This window comes from Paracoccus acridae (assembly GCF_014642735.1).
Taxonomy (GTDB): Bacteria; Pseudomonadota; Alphaproteobacteria; order Rhodobacterales; family Rhodobacteraceae; genus Paracoccus; species Paracoccus acridae.
In genome coordinates this window covers 16,186-32,164 of the sequence record NZ_BMIV01000007.1, presented here as the reverse complement: position 1 = coordinate 32,164, position 15,979 = coordinate 16,186, and the positions used below count along the sequence as shown (strand labels likewise).

At 65.1% G+C, this 15,979-nt stretch carries 17 protein-coding genes; 5 read left to right on the top strand and 12 right to left on the bottom strand.

What is annotated here, in order from left to right:
• Positions 1 to 91 precede the first annotated feature (91 nt).
• The 5 genes from yidC (at position 92) to IEX25_RS11495 (ending at position 4,897) form a co-directional block, all read left to right on the top strand.
• Positions 92 to 1,921 carry a membrane protein insertase YidC gene (gene yidC, locus IEX25_RS11515; RefSeq protein WP_188715188.1) on the top strand — a complete coding sequence of 610 codons (1,830 nt, stop codon included), beginning with the start codon at positions 92 to 94 and terminating at the stop codon, positions 1,919 to 1,921.
• Positions 1,918 to 2,679, top strand: a complete 762-nt coding sequence (locus IEX25_RS11510; RefSeq protein ID WP_103172995.1) for an MOSC domain-containing protein — start codon at positions 1,918 to 1,920, stop codon at positions 2,677 to 2,679. Before yidC ends, IEX25_RS11510 begins: the two co-directional genes overlap by 4 nt.
• Entirely contained in the window at positions 2,676 to 3,326 is a 651-nt protein-coding gene (gene yihA / locus IEX25_RS11505) for a ribosome biogenesis GTP-binding protein YihA/YsxC (RefSeq protein WP_103172996.1), read from the top strand. Before IEX25_RS11510 ends, yihA begins: the two co-directional genes overlap by 4 nt.
• 78 nt (positions 3,327 to 3,404) lie before the next feature.
• On the top strand, positions 3,405 to 4,304 hold the full coding sequence (gene argB / locus IEX25_RS11500; protein ID WP_103172997.1) for an acetylglutamate kinase: 900 nt from the start codon (positions 3,405 to 3,407) through the stop codon (positions 4,302 to 4,304).
• 74 nt (positions 4,305 to 4,378) lie between these two features.
• Positions 4,379 to 4,897, top strand: coding sequence for a SixA phosphatase family protein (locus IEX25_RS11495; protein ID WP_103172998.1), 519 nt, complete (start codon positions 4,379 to 4,381; stop codon positions 4,895 to 4,897).
• A gap of 70 nt (positions 4,898 to 4,967) precedes the next feature.
• Here IEX25_RS11495 and IEX25_RS11490 read toward each other — a convergent pair whose 3' ends face one another.
• The 12 genes from IEX25_RS11490 to rplQ all read right to left on the bottom strand — a co-directional run bounded on the left by IEX25_RS11490 (position 4,968) and on the right by rplQ (position 15,930).
• On the bottom strand, positions 4,968 to 5,756 hold the full coding sequence (locus IEX25_RS11490) for an amino acid ABC transporter ATP-binding protein (protein WP_103172999.1): 789 nt from the start codon (positions 5,754 to 5,756) through the stop codon (positions 4,968 to 4,970).
• Positions 5,757 to 5,766: 10 nt separating this feature from the next.
• Entirely contained in the window at positions 5,767 to 7,221 is a 1,455-nt protein-coding gene (locus IEX25_RS11485; RefSeq protein ID WP_103173000.1) for an amino acid ABC transporter permease, read from the bottom strand.
• Position 7,222: 1 nt separating this feature from the next.
• A complete protein-coding gene (locus IEX25_RS11480; protein ID WP_188715186.1) occupies positions 7,223 to 8,479 on the bottom strand; it encodes an amino acid ABC transporter permease in 1,257 nt (418 codons plus the stop codon).
• Between the two features lie 110 nt (positions 8,480 to 8,589).
• A complete protein-coding gene (locus tag IEX25_RS11475) occupies positions 8,590 to 9,606 on the bottom strand; it encodes an amino acid ABC transporter substrate-binding protein (protein WP_103173002.1) in 1,017 nt (338 codons plus the stop codon).
• A 158-nt stretch (positions 9,607 to 9,764) separates the two neighbouring features.
• A complete protein-coding gene (locus tag IEX25_RS11470) occupies positions 9,765 to 10,478 on the bottom strand; it encodes an ATP12 family chaperone protein (RefSeq protein WP_103173003.1) in 714 nt (237 codons plus the stop codon).
• Positions 10,475 to 11,131, bottom strand: coding sequence for an HAD-IA family hydrolase (locus tag IEX25_RS11465; RefSeq protein ID WP_103173004.1), 657 nt, complete (start codon positions 11,129 to 11,131; stop codon positions 10,475 to 10,477). The genes IEX25_RS11470 and IEX25_RS11465 overlap by 4 nt, the downstream gene beginning before the upstream one ends.
• Entirely contained in the window at positions 11,128 to 12,183 is a 1,056-nt protein-coding gene (locus tag IEX25_RS11460) for an RluA family pseudouridine synthase (protein ID WP_103173005.1), read from the bottom strand. The genes IEX25_RS11465 and IEX25_RS11460 overlap by 4 nt, the downstream gene beginning before the upstream one ends.
• Positions 12,180 to 12,539, bottom strand: a complete 360-nt coding sequence (locus IEX25_RS11455; RefSeq protein ID WP_103173006.1) for a fluoride efflux transporter FluC — start codon at positions 12,537 to 12,539, stop codon at positions 12,180 to 12,182. The genes IEX25_RS11460 and IEX25_RS11455 overlap by 4 nt, the downstream gene beginning before the upstream one ends.
• 31 nt (positions 12,540 to 12,570) lie before the next feature.
• Positions 12,571 to 13,887, bottom strand: coding sequence for a replication-associated recombination protein A (locus IEX25_RS11450; protein ID WP_103173007.1), 1,317 nt, complete (start codon positions 13,885 to 13,887; stop codon positions 12,571 to 12,573).
• Positions 13,888 to 13,935: 48 nt separating this feature from the next.
• The gene (locus IEX25_RS11445) at positions 13,936 to 14,526 is read right to left on the bottom strand and encodes an acyl-homoserine-lactone synthase (protein WP_103173008.1); all 591 of its coding nucleotides are present in this window, start codon (positions 14,524 to 14,526) and stop codon (positions 13,936 to 13,938) included.
• Positions 14,527 to 14,588: 62 nt separating this feature from the next.
• Positions 14,589 to 15,200 carry a helix-turn-helix transcriptional regulator gene (locus IEX25_RS11440; protein WP_103173009.1) on the bottom strand — a complete coding sequence of 204 codons (612 nt, stop codon included), beginning with the start codon at positions 15,198 to 15,200 and terminating at the stop codon, positions 14,589 to 14,591.
• Between the two features lie 310 nt (positions 15,201 to 15,510).
• Positions 15,511 to 15,930 (bottom strand): 50S ribosomal protein L17, encoded by a 420-nt coding sequence (rplQ, locus tag IEX25_RS11435; RefSeq protein ID WP_188715184.1) that lies wholly within the window; start codon positions 15,928 to 15,930, stop codon positions 15,511 to 15,513.
• Positions 15,931 to 15,979 lie beyond the last annotated feature (49 nt).

Below are 15,979 nucleotides of genomic sequence, written 5' to 3'. Positions count from 1 at the left end.
GCGGTGGCTGGTCCCCTGGGCCAAATCCGCTTGACCTTTAAGCGCCCCTTCTGTTGAAGCGGCGCGACGGACGCGAGAAGGCTGGTAAGCGATGGAAGACAACAACCGCAATCTGATCCTGGCGACGGTCCTGTCGTTCCTGGTGATCCTGGTTTGGTACACGGTCTTTGCGCCCGAACCGCCCGTGCCCACGGAACAGCCGGTCGCGGTGGAAACCCAGACCCAGGACGTGCCGCTGGCCAATCCGGAAAGCAGCACCCTGCCCGCCGACCTGGGCGCTGCGGCACCTGCCGCCCAGCAGGCCGGACGGGTCCAGATCCAGACGCCTTCGCTGTCTGGCTCGATCTCGCTGGCCGGTGGCCGGATCGACGACCTGCTGCTGGTGAAATACCGCGAGACGCTGGACGACAATTCGCCCAACGTCCGCCTCCTGTCGCCGTCGTCCGCCACCGCCACTGACGCCATCCAGACGGGCGCCGCGAAACCCTATTATGCCGTTTATGGCTGGACCCCCGGACCGGGCGTCGATGCCGCACTGGTTCCCGGCCCTTCGACCATCTGGACGGTGGAATCGGGCGATACGCTGGCCCCCGGTCAGCCGGTCACGCTGGCCTGGGACAACGGCGCGGGCCAGATCTTCCGCCGCACCTTCTCGGTGGATGAGGATTACCTGTTCACCGTCAGCCATGCCTTGCAGAACAACGGCGACGCGGCTTTCACCGCCGCGCCCTATGGCATCATCGCGCGCCATGGCCACCCCGACACGCAGAACTTCTTCGTGCTGCATGAAGGCGCGGTGGGGATGTCGGACGGCACGCTGACCGAACTGAAATACGACAACATCGCCGAACTGGACCCCGTGGAACGCGAGGGTCGGGCCGAAGTGACGCAGGTCACGAACAACGGCTGGATCGGCTTCACCGACAAGTACTGGATGACCACGCTGGCCCCTGCGCCAGGCCAGGCCTTCACCTCGGTCGTGAAATACGCCGAAGGGGCGGACATCTATCAGACCGAAGCCCGCTATCCGATGCAGACGGTCGCGCCGGGCACCCAGGTTTCCGCCGACAGCTATCTGTTCGCGGGGGCGAAGGTCTGGGAAACCATCAACGCCTATCAGGAAAATCCCGGCATCCAGGGCTTCGTGGATTCGATCGACTGGGGCTGGTTCTATTTCCTGACCAAGCCGATCTTCCGCCTGCTGCACTGGCTGCACGGCATGATCGGCAACATGGGCTGGTCGATCATCGCGCTGACCTTCATCCTCAAGACGCTGGTCTTCCCGCTGGCGCGCAAGTCCTACATCTCGATGGCGAAGATGAAGGAACTGCAGCCCCAGATGGAGGCGCTGAAGGAACGGACGGGCGACGACCGCATGAAGTTCCAGAAGGAGATGATGGAGCTTTACAAGCGCGAGAAGGTGAATCCCGCCGCGGGCTGCCTTCCGGTGCTGCTGCAGATCCCGATCTTCTTCGCGCTCTACAAGGTGATCTTCGTCACCATCGAACTGCGCCACGCGCCCTGGATCGGCTGGATCCACGACCTTGCCGCGCCGGACCCCTCGTCGCTGTTGAACCTGTTCGGGCTGCTGCCCTTCGCGCCGCCCGCCCAAGGCACGCTGCTGCATTCGCTGTCGCTGCCGGCGCTGGCCATCGTCCTGGGCATCAGCATGTGGCTGCAACAGCGCCTGAACCCGACCCCGGCCGATCCCGCGCAGAAGATGATCTTCGCCTGGATGCCCTGGATCTTCATGTTCATGCTGGGCGGCTTCGCCTCGGGCCTGGTGCTCTACTGGATCACCAACAACCTGATCACCATCGCGCAGCAATACACGATCATGTCGATGCACGGCCACCGGCCCGACCTGTTCGGCAACATCAAGTCCTCGATCCCGTCGCGTCCCAAGAAGGACAGCAAGTGACGGCGCGTCTGGCCCATATCCGCCGCCATCCGATCAAGTCGATCGGCGGAGAGGGGCTGGACAGCGTGACCCTGGCCCCGGCGCGCCGCCTGCCCGGCGACCGCGAATGGGCGGTCCTGACCGAAGCGGGCGAACGGAACGCCCAGGCCAGCCAGACGGCGGGACAGCCCGACCGCTGGCTGCCCAAGTCCTGCTTCGTGCGCGGCGTCCAGTCGCCGCAGGTCCAAGCGATCAGCGGCGGCTGGTCGGACGGCCGTCTGGTGCTGCGCCAACCGACGCAGGCCGATCTGGATATCGACCCGGAAACCCAGGGCGACCGCCTTGTCGAATGGCTGCGCCCGCTTTGGCCCGCCCATGCCCCGGCACCCACCCGCCTCGTGCGCGGGGCGGCGATCTGGACCGACCAGAAATGGCCCTGGATCTCGATCCTGTCGCTGGCAAGCCTTGCCGATCTTGAGGAACGCACCGGCCGGACGCTGGGCCTGCACCGCTGGCGCGGCAATCTGTGGATCGACGGCTGGCAGCCCTGGGCCGAGCGTGCGCTGATCGGCCAGGTCATCAGCATCGGCAGCGTGGAACTGCGCGTCACCCAGCATATCGGCCGCTGCGAGGCGACAAGCGCCAATACCGACACCGGGGAAAACGACATCGACATGCTGGACAGCCTGGAACGCCTTTACGGCCATACCGACTTCGGCATCTTCGCCGAGGTCGTGACCGGCGGGACCGTCACCCTGGGCGATGAGGTGACGGCATGAAGGTCGCCTTCCCCGTCGCCCCCGAACCCGAAGCGGATGTGGCCGAGGCCGCGCGCCTGCTGTTCGCTGGCCCAGTCGATTTCCTCAAGGGCGTGGTCGCGATGGACGGCCTGCCCCCCGCCGACCGCCCCGAGGTCTGCTTCGCGGGCCGCAGCAATGCGGGCAAGTCCAGCCTGATCAACGCCCTGACCGGCCGCAAGGGCCTGGCCCGCGCCTCGAACACGCCGGGCCGGACGCAGGAAATCAACTATTTCACCTTGGGCGAACACAGCTATCTGGTGGACCTTCCGGGCTATGGCTTCGCCAAGGCGCCCGTCGCCGTGGTCGCCAAGTGGCAGGCCCTGCTCAAGAACTATCTCGCCGGCCGTCCGACGCTGCGCCGGGCCTTCTGCCTGATCGATTCGCGCCACGGCGTGAAACCCGTCGATCACGAGATCATGACCCTGCTGGACAAGTCCGCCGTCCCCTTCCAGGTCGTGCTGACCAAGGCCGACAAGCTGGGTCCGAACGCGATCAAGCCCGTTCTGGAACAGGTCGAGACCGAGTTGCAAAAGCATCCGGCCGCCTTCCCGCAGATCGTCGTGACCTCGTCCGAAAAGGGCCAGGGGATCGCCACCCTCCGCGCGATCATCGCCGGGTTGGACTGAACCCGTCTGGACTGATCCGGCGCAGCGTCCTAGGGTCCGCCCGTCGAAAAAGGGCCTTCAAGGATGAGAACGCAGAACATGAACCGCGACTGGACCGCCACCGCCAGAACCCTGTCCGAGGCCCTGCCCTATCTGCAACGCTATTCCGGCGCGGTCGTCGTCGTGAAGTTCGGCGGCAATGCCATGGGGGACGATGACGCCATGGCCGAATTCGCCCGCGACATCGTGCTGATGAAGCAGGTGGGCATGAACCCTGTCGTCTGCCACGGCGGCGGCCCGATGATCAACGAATTGCTGGGCAGGCTGGGCATCGAAAGCACCTTCGTGCGCGGCAAGCGCGTGACCACCAAGGAAACGGTGGAGGTCGTGGAAATGGTCCTGTCGGGCCTGGTCAACAAGCGCATCGTCCAAGCCATCAACGACGCGGGCGGCCGCGCCGTGGGCATCAGCGGCAAGGACGACGACCTGATGGTCTGCGAGGCGGACGACCCCGAACTGGGCTTCGTCGGCCGCCCAGTCGAAATGAACGTCCAGATCATCCGCGATCTTTACAAGGCGGGCCTGATCCCGGTCATCGCCCCCGTCGCCACCGGCATGGCCGACAACGAGACCTTCAACGTCAACGGCGACACCGCCGCGGGCGCCATCGCCGGCGCGCTGCGCGCCGACCGGCTGCTGCTGCTGACCGACGTGGCGGGCGTCAAGGACAAGAACGGAGAGGTCCTGACCCAGCTTCACCCCGATCAGGTGCGCGAGATGATCGCCGACGGCACCATCGCGGGCGGCATGATCCCCAAGACGGAAACCGCGTTGAAGGCGCTGCAGGACGGGGTGCGGGCCGTGGTGATCCTGGACGGGCGCGTGCCCAACGCCAGCCTTCTGGAACTGTTCACCGAACATGGGGCGGGCAGCCTGATCCGGTCCACCCCGCCCAGCACCCGGCCACGCGGCCTGCGGCAAGGCGACGCGTCGTTGTAAGACCACGCCTTGCCGAACGCGCGGGGGAATGGCAGGCTGCGCCCATATTGGCTGAAAACGGGGGCTGCCTGCACATGACACCGCTTGGACATCGACGGCTGATCCTGACGCGCCACGCCAAGTCGGCCTGGGATGATCCGGCACTGCCCGATCACGACCGCCCGCTGAACGACCGGGGCCGCAGGTCGGCCCGGGCGCTTGGCGACTGGCTGGCCTCGCGCGGGTACGAGCCCGAGGAGGTCCTGTGCTCGTCCGCCGCCCGCACCCAGGAAACCTGGTCCATGGTGGCCAGCGCGGCGCTGGAGGTTCGGCCGATGGTGCGGATCGAGGCGGGGCTTTACCAGGCCGGTCCCGACAGGATGCTGTCGATCCTGAAGACCGCCACCCATCCGACGGTGATGATGATCGGTCACAACCCCGGGATCTCGGAACTGGCGGCGCTTCTGCCCGCGCGCCTGCCGCTGGACCCGGATTTCCGCCGCTATCCGACCGGCGCCACCCTGGTCGTGGATTTCCAGGTGGATGAGTGGAGCCAGGTGGAACCCGGCCAAGGCAGCGTGATGGACTTCGTCCGCCTCGACGGTCGGGGCTGACGCGCGCCACCATCTTCTGTGCTTAAATATCCTCGGGGGGTCCGGGGGGCGAAGCGCCCCCGGCTTTCCGTCAATGCCCCAGGATCTGGCTCAGGAACAGCTTGGTGCGTTCCGACTTGGGATTGTTGAAGAACTCGCGCGGCTCGTTCTGCTCGACGATCTGGCCCTGGTCCATGAAGATCACCCGGTTCGCCACCGCCTGGGCAAAGCCCATCTCATGCGTGACGCACAGCATGGTCATGCCTTCTTCGGCCAGCTCGATCATGGTGTCCAGGACTTCCTTGATCATCTCGGGGTCCAGGGCGGATGTCGGCTCGTCGAACAGCATGATCTTGGGCTGCATGCATAGCGACCGGGCGATGGCCACGCGCTGCTGCTGACCGCCCGACAACTGGCCCGGATACTTGTGTGCCTGTTCGGGGATCTTGACCTTTTCCAGAAAGCGCATCGCCGTTTCCTCGGCCTGGCGGCGCGGCACCTTGCGCACCCAGATCGGCGCCAGGGTGCAGTTCTCAAGCACCGTCAGATGCGGGAACAGGTTGAAGTGCTGGAACACCATGCCCACTTCGGACCGCACCTTGTCGATGTTCTTGATGTCGTTGGTCAGTTCGATCCCGTCCACGACGATATGGCCGGCCTGATGTTCCTCAAGCCGGTTGATGCAGCGGATCAGGGTGGACTTGCCCGACCCCGACGGACCGGCGATCACGATGCGTTCGCCCCGATGCACGGTCAGGTCGATGTCGCGCAGCACATGGAACGTCCCGTACCACTTGTTCATGTTGCGGATGTCGATCGCGATTTCGTCGCTAACCAGCATATGGCTGCGGTCGATGGGGCGGGTGATGGTTTCGCTCATGGCGGTGTCCTTACCTGTGGTCGCGGGCCAGACGGCGTTCGAGATACATCGAATAACGCGACATGGCGAAGCAGATCAGAAAGAAGATGAAACCGACGAAGATATAAGGCTCCCAGTAGATGCCCTTCCAGGACGTGCTGGCGCGCACCGCGTCGGACATGGATTTCAGCGGGTCATACAGGCCCACGAAGGTTACCAGCGTGGTGTCCTTGAACATGCCGATGAAGGTGGACACGATGCCGGGGATCGAGATCTTCAGCGCCTGCGGCAGCACGATCAGCCGCTGCGCCTTCCAGTAATCTAGGCCCAGGGCGTCGGCGGCCTCGTACTGGCCCTTGGGCAGGGCGGCAAGCCCGCCCCGGATCACCTCGGCCATGTAGGCTGCGGCGAACAGCGTGACCATGATGATCACGCGCAGGATGATGTCGAAATTGGTGCCGGGCGGCAGGAAATAGTTCAGCAGCAGGGATGCCACGAACAGCAGCGCGATCAGCGGCACGCCCCGGATGAATTCGATGAAGATCACCGCCAGCGATTTCACCAGGAACATGTCCGACCGCCGCGCCAGTGCCAGCACGATCCCCAGCGGCAGGGACAGCGCGATCCCGGAAATACCGATGGTGATCGACAGCAGGAAGCCCCCGAACCGGTCGGATGCGACGGCCGGGATCGCGAATGAAACGATGCTTTCGGCATCCCGCGCGGCCTCGCCCGCATAGCCGACCCACCACAGCACCGGGATCACCAGGGCGGCGATGACCGCCACCATGCCGGACAGGGGATGCATCACCCGCCAGGCGATCCATCCCAGCACCGGTCCGACCAGCACCATGATCGGCCCCCAGGCGGATCCGCCCCACAGGAACCAGACCCCCATCAGCGGATAAAGGACGGAAAAGACCAGCAGCCAGGACACATGCCGCTCCGAAATCGCCAGCGCGCCGACCAGCACGATGGCGGCAAAGACCAGCCAGGCCGCAGGCGCACCCAGGGCGACCATCAGCCACAGCGTCAGCACCGTGGTCAGGCCCAGCACGATCCGCCGGATCCCCGGCGCTTCCGAAAACAGCACCGGGGCAAGCGCCACGAACAGCAGGCCGAAGGCCATGGTGGGCCGCCAATACAGCGCGGGCGGATAGAAGCCATAGACATACTGGTTCCAGCGTTCGCGGATCACCGCCCAGCAGGCGCCGCGCGCCCCCTCGCCCCAGGTTTCCGCGATGATCTGGCGGCATTCGGACAGGCTGGCGGCGTTCCAGACGGAATGGGCGAACCAGTCCCAGAAATGGCTGACCAGGAACCAGACGATCAGGATGCCCAGGATGGTCAGGATCGTGTTCACCGGGCCCGAGAACAGGTTTTCGCGCAGCCAGCGCATCGCGCCGGCCTCCTTTATGGGCGGCTCTGCCGGGGGCAGCATAGTGTCGCGGACAAAGGGAACGGTCTGGGCATGGGTATCGCTCATCTCACCGTTCCTTCAGCTTGACGCGGGAATTGAAGATGTTCATCCCGGCCGAGATGATCAGGCTGAGGACCAGATAGACCCCCATCATCAGCAGGATCGCCTCAAGCTCTCGACCCGTCTGGTTCAGCGTGGTGCCGCCCAGCGTGCCCTTGATGTCCATGTAGCCCACGGCGATCGCCAGCGAGCTGTTCTTGGTCAGGTTCAGGTATTGGGAAATCAGCGGCGGGATGATCACCCGCAATGCCTGGGGCAGGATCACGAGGTTCATGGTCCGGCCGGGACGCAGGCCCAAGGCAAAGGCGGCCTCGGACTGTCCGCGGCTGACGGCCAGGATGCCCGCGCGCACGATTTCCGCGATAAAGGCCCCGGTGTAAAGCGTCAGGGCCAGCCACAGCGCGACCAGCCCGTTCTGCACGTTCAGCCCGCCCGCGAAGTTGAAGCCGCGCAGTTCGGGCGCCTCGAAATGCAGGCCGAAGAACCAGATCAGCAGCAGCGACGGGACGGTCATCACGGCCAGGCTCATCCACCAGGTGGTGGGGCGGCTGCCGGTCTGGTCCTGCACCCGCTGCGCCCAGGCGCCGATCATGCGGCGCACGATCCAGCCGCCGATCAGGACCACGACAAAGGCGATGGTGGCCCAGCTGATGGTGATCCTCGCGCCCAGATCCAGGCTGCCCGGATCGTTGGTCATCGCCAGCGTCGGGATGGCGGTATAGCGGTTGGTCAGCGCCACATGGTCGAACAGGATCATAGATGCGGCAGGATCGTCGCCCCGGAAGGCATTGGGCGGCGGCATCACCTCGGTGAAGATCGCAAAGACGATCAGGATCCACAGCAACAGGGGAACGTTGCGGAACGCCTCGACATAGACGGTCATCAGCCGCGCGATCAGCCAGTTGTTCGACAACCGCGCCACGCCCGCGATGATGCCCACGAAGGTCGCGGCGATGCAGCCCAGGATCGACACGATCAGCGTGTTCAGCAGGCCCACCATGGCGGCGCGGAAATGCGTGTCGTCCGAGGTATAGGGGATCGGCGTCTGCGGGATGTCATAGCCCGCACGCTGCCACAGGAAGCCGAAGTTGAAATCCTTGCCCAGCGCGGCAAGGTTGCGGATGGTGTTGTTGACCAGCCACCAGGCCAGGGCCATCACCAGAATGAACACGATCACCTGGAAGGTCATCGAACGATAGCGCCGATCATAGATCAGCATGCTTGGCCGGAATGGTGGATTCCCCGGCGCTGACATGTCCGTCATGAATTTTACCCCTGTGGCCGGTCATGCCTTATGTGGCAGCGTTTGTCGCGACCGGTCTTTTCATTATGGGAAAGGGGCGCAGATGCGCCCCCTTCGGTCGTGGCGATCCCTTAGCGGAAGGGCATCGCGTACATCAGGCCGCCCTGCGTCCACTGGGCGTTCAGGCCGCGCGCCAGCCCGATGGGGGTCTGTTCGCCGATATTGGCGGCGAAGATTTCGCCATAGTTGCCTCTGGCCATGATGGCGCGCTTGGCCCATTCCTTGTCCAGCCCGATCATCGCCCCCAGGTCGTCGGTCACGCCCAGCAGGCGCTGAACCTCGGGATTCTGGGACGAGGTCGTCAGTTCCCCGATATTGGCCGAGGTGACGCCGTATTCCTCGGCCGCGATCAGCGCGTAAAGCGTCCAGCGGACGATGTCGCCCCAGTTGTTGTCGCCATGGCGCACCGCCGGCCCAAGCGGTTCCTTCGAGATGATCTCGGGCAGGATGATGTGGTTTTCAGGATCGGCGAAGGCGGCGCGGGTGGCGGCAAGGCCCGACGCGTCGGTCGTATAGGCGTCGCAGGCGCCGGCCATGTATTGCTGCTCGCCCTCGGCGTTGCTGTCGATGTTGACCGGCTGATAGGCCATGTTGTTGGCCTTGAAGTAATCGGCCAGGTTCAGTTCCGTCGTGGTGCCGGTCTGGATGCAGACGGTCGCGCCGTCCAGTTCCTTGGCCGAGGTCACGCCCAGATCCTTGCGGACCATGAAGCCCTGGCCGTCATAATAGTTCACGCCGATGAAATCGAGCTTCAGGTCGGTGTCGCGCGAAAAGGTCCAGGTCGAGTTTCGGGCCAGCAGATCCACCTCGCCTGAGGACAGCGCCGTGAAGCGGGTCTGGCCGGTGGTGGGGACGTATTTCACCTTGGTCGCATCGCCCAGCACGGCAGCGGCGACGGCCTTGCAGAAATCGACGTCGAAGCCTGTCCAGTTGCCGTTCGCATCCGGCGCGGCAAAGCCGACAAGGCCCGTATTGACGCCGCAGTTCAGTTCACCGCGCGCCTTCACATCGGCCAGCGTGTCAGCCATGCCCGCACCGGCCATCAGCGTGGCGGCGGCGACAGTGCCCAGGAAAATCGAAGTCTTCATGTTTACCCCTTTGTTGGATGCCGTCCCGGCTGTGTCGGGACGACGCCCGGACCTTGTCGGCCGGACTTTTCAATGGGCGCCAGGACAAGCGCCTCATAGGCAACATAGTGCCGATCCTTCCCGATGCGTCAAGCGTGACGCCCAGGATGCAGGCACATTCAACTGAGGCGCGACAGATGCCAGAACCGTTCGGCAACCAGCATCGCAGCCCTGCGGCTTTCGGCAGCAATGCGCGCCTCGTCGTCCTGGCCCCATTGCTCGGCCTGGAAATCCTCGTCGATGCGAGAGATGCGGAAAGCCTCGGAGGCATCGATTCGGCTGCGGATGACGGCCAAGCCCAGAACCAGCGATCCTGGCAGCGTCACCAGATCGTGCAGCGCCGTCAGGCCAAAGGGGTCCAGGGCCTCGACATGGCCGCGCAGCCGCGCAAGCGCCTGGCGGTCCTGGGCGATGGGGATGACGCCATGGGTGATGCGCAGGGGCGCGCGCAACTCGGTCGCGGCCCAATCGACCAGGGGATCCCAGGCCTCGGCCTGGCGGCGGGCCAGTTCGGCAGGCTGGTCGGCGCGATAGGACAGCAGGTCGGTGCCGCCATATTCGGCAAGCATGCCCGCCACATCGCCAAATTGCGGCGTCACCTTTTCGATGGCGGAATTCGCAGCGCGGGTCAGCGGCATGGTGTTGGGGTCGATCACATCGGCCTGGGCGTCCCATTCCGACGCGACCGCCGCCGCCAATCCGGGCGTGGGCAGGATCAGCGGCAGCTTGCCGGGGGTTCGCAGGGGACGGTCGTCCAACGCCACCTCGAACCCGTCACCGGCGGGCCTGACTGAGGATGCCTTCCAGAACCGCCGCGCTTTCCATTCGCTCATGCTGCCCACCTTGCCAGTGCCTGGCCCAAATCCGCAAAATCCGCCGCGACAAGCGCGGCCCCCGAACCCGTCAGCAGGTCCGGCGCGTGATAACCCCAGCCGACGCCAAAGCCGGTCATTCCCGCCGCCCGGGCCATGTCCATGTCGAAACTGGTGTCGCCGACCATCACCGCATCCGTGGCGGCAACACCAGTATCGGCCAGGGCGGCCAGCAGCATCGCCGGATGGGGCTTCGACGGATGATCGTCCGCCGTCTGCAGGCTGACAAATCGCCCCTCCAGCCCATGCGCCTGGATCATCGCCGCAAGGCCGCGCCGCGACTTGCCCGTCGCCACGGCCAGCAGGATGTCGTCTCGCCCGGCCAGCACGTCCAGGCAGTCCAGCGCACCGGGGTAAAGCGGCGCCGGTTGCACCAGCCTGGCCTGCATGAAAGCCGCGCGGTATCCCTCCACGATCCGCGCCTGCGTCTCCCCGTCATGCCCCTGCGCCAGTTGCGCCACCGCGACGGGCAGCGACAGGCCGACGATCTGCAACACCGCCTCGCGCGGCAGGGGGGCCAGCCCCGCACCCTTGAAGGCGGCCGTCATGGCCCCGTGGATATGGTGCTGGCTGTCCACCAGCGTGCCATCGACATCGAAGACGACCAGCTTCATTCGATATCCGCGAAAGGATCGTCCGGCACGTCGTTTTCATGCCAGCCCAGCGTCTTCCAGGTTCTCGCCATATGGTCGGGCAAGGGCGCGGTCAGCGTGACGCGCTTCTTGGTGATCGGGTGGTCGAAGCTGATGCTGCGGGCGTGCAGGTGCAGCTTCCGGCTGATCTCTCCGCCCAATTGGGCCCCCCAGCCGTCGCCCAGGTTTTCCTGACCCGAGCCGCCGTATTTTCCGTCGCCCACGATGGGATGGCCCAGTTGGGCCATATGCGCGCGTAACTGATGCGTCCGCCCGGTGATCGGCACCAGCGCGCACCAGCTGGCCCGCGTACCCAGCGCGTCCAGGACGGCATAGTCGGTGGTGGCGCGCTTGGCGCCTTCGGTGCTGTCGATGTCGCGGGGGTGGACGGCGATCATCTTTTCGTTGTCGCCGCGCCCGGCCCCGCCCTTGACCAGCCCGTACCGGATCGTGCCCATGCGCGGATGGGGCACGCCCGCCACCGCCGCCCAATAGATCTTGCGCGTGGTGCGCGCCCGGAACGCCTCGGACAGGGCACGGGCGATGCGGTCGGTGCGCGCCAGCAGCAGCACGCCCGAGGTGTCCTTGTCCAGCCGATGCACCAGCTTCGGCCGGTCCTTGAAGCCGAACATCAGCGCGGTCGTCAGCCCGTCCACATGCCGGTCGCCCTGCCCGCTGCCGCCTTGGGACGGCAGGCCCGGCGGCTTGTTCAGGGCGATGATGTGTTCGTCCTTCCACAGGACCGCGGCCTGGATCATCTGCGCGTCCGTGTCCGTCACGCGCGGCCCCAGCGGACGTTCCTTCGCCCGCTCGGCGGCGGGCTGGGCATCGGGCAGCGGTGGGATGCGAACCTCCTGCCCCGTCTCGACGCGCGTGGCGGGCTTGACCCGGCCGCCGTCCACGCGGATCTGGCCGGTGCGGCACAGCTTTTCGATCGCGATCTGGTTCAGATGGGGAAACTTCTTCTTCAGCCAACGATCCAGGCGCTGCTCGCCCTCGTCCCCGCCGACCCGCATGGTCTGCACACCGCTCATGCCCATATTCCTCGTCCCAAGGCCAGCCCCGCCACGACGGCAGCCAGCGACAACAGGACCGAAGCCCCGACATAGGCGAACGCCCCTACGCCCTGCCCCCGTTCCCACAGCGTCACCACATCCAGCGAAAAGGCCGAAAAGGTGGTAAAGCCGCCCAGCACGCCCGTCAGCGCCAGGGGTGCCCAGGCATCGCCCAGACGGTGCACGAAGGCGGCGGCCAGAATCCCCATCGCAAAGCTGCCCAGCACATTGACCAGCAGCGTGGCCTGCCAGGCCAGCGGCATCATGCGATACAGCGAAAAGCGGCAGGTGGCCCCGATGGCCCCGCCAATGGCGACTTGCAGATAGGGGTTCATGGCGCGTCTCTGTGGTCCCGCGCGGCCAAAGTCAACTGCCGCGCTTCAGCCGCTGCGACACGAACCAGTCAAGCCGCTTCTTCAGTTCCCGTTCGAAACCCCGTTCCACCGGGACATACAGCACCGGCCGCTTCATCCCGTCGGGGAAATAGTTCTGGCCCGAAAAGCCGTCCTCGGCGTCGTGGTCATAGGCATAGCCCGCGCCATAGCCCTGATCCTTCATCATCTTCGTCGGCGCATTCAGGATATGGGCGGGCGGCATCAGGCTGCCTGTGCGCCGCGCCTCGGCCCGGGCGGCCTTGTAGGCGACATAGCCCGCGTTCGATTTCGGCGCGAGCGCCAGATAGATCACCGCCTGCGCCAGGGCCAGTTCGCCTTCCGGGCTGCCAAGCCGTTCATAAAGCGCCCAGGCATCCAGGCAATGGCGCTGCGCGGCAGGATCGGCCAGGCCGATATCCTCGACGGCCATGCGGGTGATGCGGCGCGCCAGATAACGCGGATCCTCGCCTCCTTCCAGCATCCGCGACAGCCAGTAAAGCGCCGCGTCGGGGTCGCTGCCACGCACCGATTTGTGCAGGGCCGAGATCAGGTTGTAATGCTCGTCCCCCGACTTGTCGTATTTCGCCGCACGCCGCATCAACCGCTGCGCCATGGCGGGCTGGTCGATGGGCTTGTCGGTCTTCCAGGCCGCGACCTGCTCGATCAGGTTCAGCGCGGCGCGGCCGTCGCCATCGGCCATTTCCAGCAACGCCTCGCGCGCCTCGGCGGTCAGGGGCAGCTTGCGGCCCAGTTCGCGCTCGGCGCGCTGCGCCAGCAGTTCCAGGTCGCGCAACGACAGGCGTTCCAGGACGATCACCTGCGCCCGCGACATCAAGGCGGCGTTCAGCTCGAAGGACGGGTTCTCGGTCGTCGCACCGACCAAAAGGATCGTCCCGTCCTCCATGTACGGCAGGAAGCTGTCCTGCTGCGCCTTGTTGAAGCGGTGGATCTCGTCCACGAACAGCAGCGTGCCGCGCCCCTGCTGGCGGCGCAGTTTCGCGGTCTCGAAGACCTTGCGCAGTTCCGGCACGCCCGAGAAGATGGCGCTGATCTGCACGAAGGCCAGATCCGTTTCATCCGCCAGAAGGCGGGCGATGGTCGTCTTGCCGACACCCGGTGGTCCCCAGAGGATGAGGGACGACAGGCTGCGGGACGCCAGCATCGAACCCAGCGGCCCGTCCGGTCCAAGCACCTTGTCCTGGCCGATCACGTCGCCCATGCGCACGGGGCGGATGCGATCGGCCAAGGGCCGCACCGAAGGGGACGGGGGCGGGCCGGGCAAGGGATTGGCGTCGAACAGATCGGGCATGATGCCGTCAGTGTAAGGCGGCAGAACGGCTGCGAACAGCCCCCGCCATCAATGCATCTTCGGGGCCAGGCTGATGGCGACGCATTGGAAATGGGCGTCGTCGATCCACATCACCCGGCCGATCGCCTCGGCGTCAAGGCCGCAGCGGCCGTACCACCGCGGCCAGCTTGCCCCGGTCAGGGCGATCAGACGCGTGGCGCCCAGTTCGCGGGCCGAACCGGTCATGGCCTCGACCATCTTGAAGTGGACCTTGCGGCGATACATCTGCGGGATGTCGTGGCTGACGAACACGCGCGAACATTCCCAGACCTGATCATCGACCGGCGCCTCGGCATCCAGCAGATCCTGCGGGATCGACCCGCCCAGGATGCCCTTCTGGGCGTCGCGGATCATGTAGCTGTAGATGCCGCAGCGCGCCGTGGTGGGGGTCAGGCGGAAGCCCGCAAGAACCTCGCCCTTGTCGTGGACGGCGATCCAGCGGCTTTGCGGCGTGTCGTACTGGTCAAATTCCATGTCTTCGGCCTCGGGCAGATCCCAGTTCTTCTGGATGATGAAGCTCTGCTTGCGGGCGCGGAACAGATTGGCGAACAATTCGCCATGGTTGTGAAGGTTCGAAAAGGAAAGCGTGGTCGTCTGCATTGTCATACTCCTGGGGTGTAAGGACAGCCCCTCCTCGCGTCCCGGATCCCCTGGGCGAACGCCTAGAGCAGACGGTATTCCTTGGCCCGTTGCAGCGCCTCGGCGGTCGTGCGTGCCTTCAGTCTTTCGCGGACCGAAATCAGCCTGGCCTTGAACGCGCTTTCGGTAATGCCAAGTTTGGCTGCCGCTGCCGCATGACGATCACCCTCCGCGACGCAACGAAGGGCTTCTTTCTGAGCCTTGGTCAGGCTCGCCGGCGGCTCCGTCGAATCGTGAAGCCGACGTACCGTGGTCGAGATCTCGGCGATCTCGTCATCACTGAATTCCCGGTCGCCGCGCGCAAAACTGGCGATGGTGCGGGAATTGATCGGACCATAGGACACCGTCAGTCCGAAGGTGAGGCCGTGGTCCGCTGCGTCCTTGAGGATGTTGAAAGGATCGGGGATCGGCAGGCTGGACCAGCGACAGGCGCCGGTCGTGGAAAAGCCCCAGGCAATCGTCGGATCGCGCAGCGCATAGCCGTTCTGGGAATAGAATTCCGACCATTCCTCGGCATAGGTCTGGAACTGCATCAAGGGGGCGGCAAAGCGTATGTGCAGGCCTACGAAATAGCCTGCCGGAGCAAGCTTCCCCAACTTTCTAAGACCAGCATTGATATCGGCGCGAGATGACATGACTTTTTAGACAAATTGCGTTTTGAACCGTCAACGACCAAAGTAGTTCTGACAAATAATAGTTGCCATATCCTTAATGGGACAGGAGATCCCGCCTATGCGGCCCTCCCACGGAATCCGGGCATTGCCTGTCGATCTTTGCCAACAACTGCTGGCGATGCCCTTGACGGCAGATGAACGGCAAGAGGCTGCTCAGGCTATCATGAAATTTACCGAACGTCGCAAAATTCGTGCATTTTGTCACAGCACTACGGAAAACGCCCCGCAACCGGATTGGCTGCGGGGCGTCTGATTCGGTCGCGAGGAACGCTTATTCGGCGTCGGCAGCCTCGGCCTCGACGCGGGCGAGGTCGGCGGCACCCTTGGCCGAAACGTCGCGATCCACGAATTCGATGATCGCCATCGGCGCCATGTCGCCATAGCGGAAGCCGGCTTTCAGGACGCGGACATAGCCGCCCTGGCGGTCCTTGTAGCGGGCGCCCAGCACCTCGAACAGCTTGGCGACATACTGGTCCTGCTTCAGCTGCGCCGCAGCCTGGCGGCGGGCGTGCAGGTCACCGCGCTTGGCCAGCGTGATCAGCTTTTCGATGATCGGGCGCAGTTCCTTGGCCTTGGGCAGGGTCGTCTTGATCTGCTCGTGCTCGATCAGCGAGCCGGCCATGTTGGCGAACAGCGCCTTGCGGTGTTCGTGGGTGCGGTTGAGGCGGCGATAGCCACGGGCGTGACGCATGATGATTCTCCGTTTACGTCTTTTGCTTTGTCCGGCGGCCCATGCGTGC

Excerpts from the sequence above, each read along its gene's own strand:
- IEX25_RS11490 (WP_103172999.1), bottom strand. The coding sequence starts at position 5,756 with ATGAGCGAAACCATCACCCGCCCCATCGACCGCAGCCATATGCTGGTT.
- yihA (WP_103172996.1), top strand. The coding sequence starts at position 2,676 with ATGAAGGTCGCCTTCCCCGTCGCCCCCGAACCCGAAGCGGATGTGGCC.
- IEX25_RS11440 (WP_103173009.1), bottom strand. The coding sequence starts at position 15,200 with ATGTCATCTCGCGCCGATATCAATGCTGGTCTTAGAAAGTTGGGGAAG.
- IEX25_RS11465 (WP_103173004.1), bottom strand. The coding sequence starts at position 11,131 with ATGAAGCTGGTCGTCTTCGATGTCGATGGCACGCTGGTGGACAGCCAG.
- IEX25_RS11495 (WP_103172998.1), top strand. The coding sequence starts at position 4,379 with ATGACACCGCTTGGACATCGACGGCTGATCCTGACGCGCCACGCCAAG.
- rplQ (WP_188715184.1), bottom strand. The coding sequence starts at position 15,930 with ATGCGTCACGCCCGTGGCTATCGCCGCCTCAACCGCACCCACGAACAC.
- IEX25_RS11460 (WP_103173005.1), bottom strand. The coding sequence starts at position 12,183 with ATGAGCGGTGTGCAGACCATGCGGGTCGGCGGGGACGAGGGCGAGCAG.
- IEX25_RS11445 (WP_103173008.1), bottom strand. The coding sequence starts at position 14,526 with ATGCAGACGACCACGCTTTCCTTTTCGAACCTTCACAACCATGGCGAA.
- IEX25_RS11480 (WP_188715186.1), bottom strand. The coding sequence starts at position 8,479 with ATGACGGACATGTCAGCGCCGGGGAATCCACCATTCCGGCCAAGCATG.
- IEX25_RS11475 (WP_103173002.1), bottom strand. The coding sequence starts at position 9,606 with ATGAAGACTTCGATTTTCCTGGGCACTGTCGCCGCCGCCACGCTGATG.
- IEX25_RS11450 (WP_103173007.1), bottom strand. The coding sequence starts at position 13,887 with ATGCCCGATCTGTTCGACGCCAATCCCTTGCCCGGCCCGCCCCCGTCC.
- IEX25_RS11485 (WP_103173000.1), bottom strand. The coding sequence starts at position 7,221 with ATGAGCGATACCCATGCCCAGACCGTTCCCTTTGTCCGCGACACTATG.
- IEX25_RS11470 (WP_103173003.1), bottom strand. The coding sequence starts at position 10,478 with ATGAGCGAATGGAAAGCGCGGCGGTTCTGGAAGGCATCCTCAGTCAGG.
- yidC (WP_188715188.1), top strand. The coding sequence starts at position 92 with ATGGAAGACAACAACCGCAATCTGATCCTGGCGACGGTCCTGTCGTTC.
- argB (WP_103172997.1), top strand. The coding sequence starts at position 3,405 with ATGAACCGCGACTGGACCGCCACCGCCAGAACCCTGTCCGAGGCCCTG.
- IEX25_RS11455 (WP_103173006.1), bottom strand. The coding sequence starts at position 12,539 with ATGAACCCCTATCTGCAAGTCGCCATTGGCGGGGCCATCGGGGCCACC.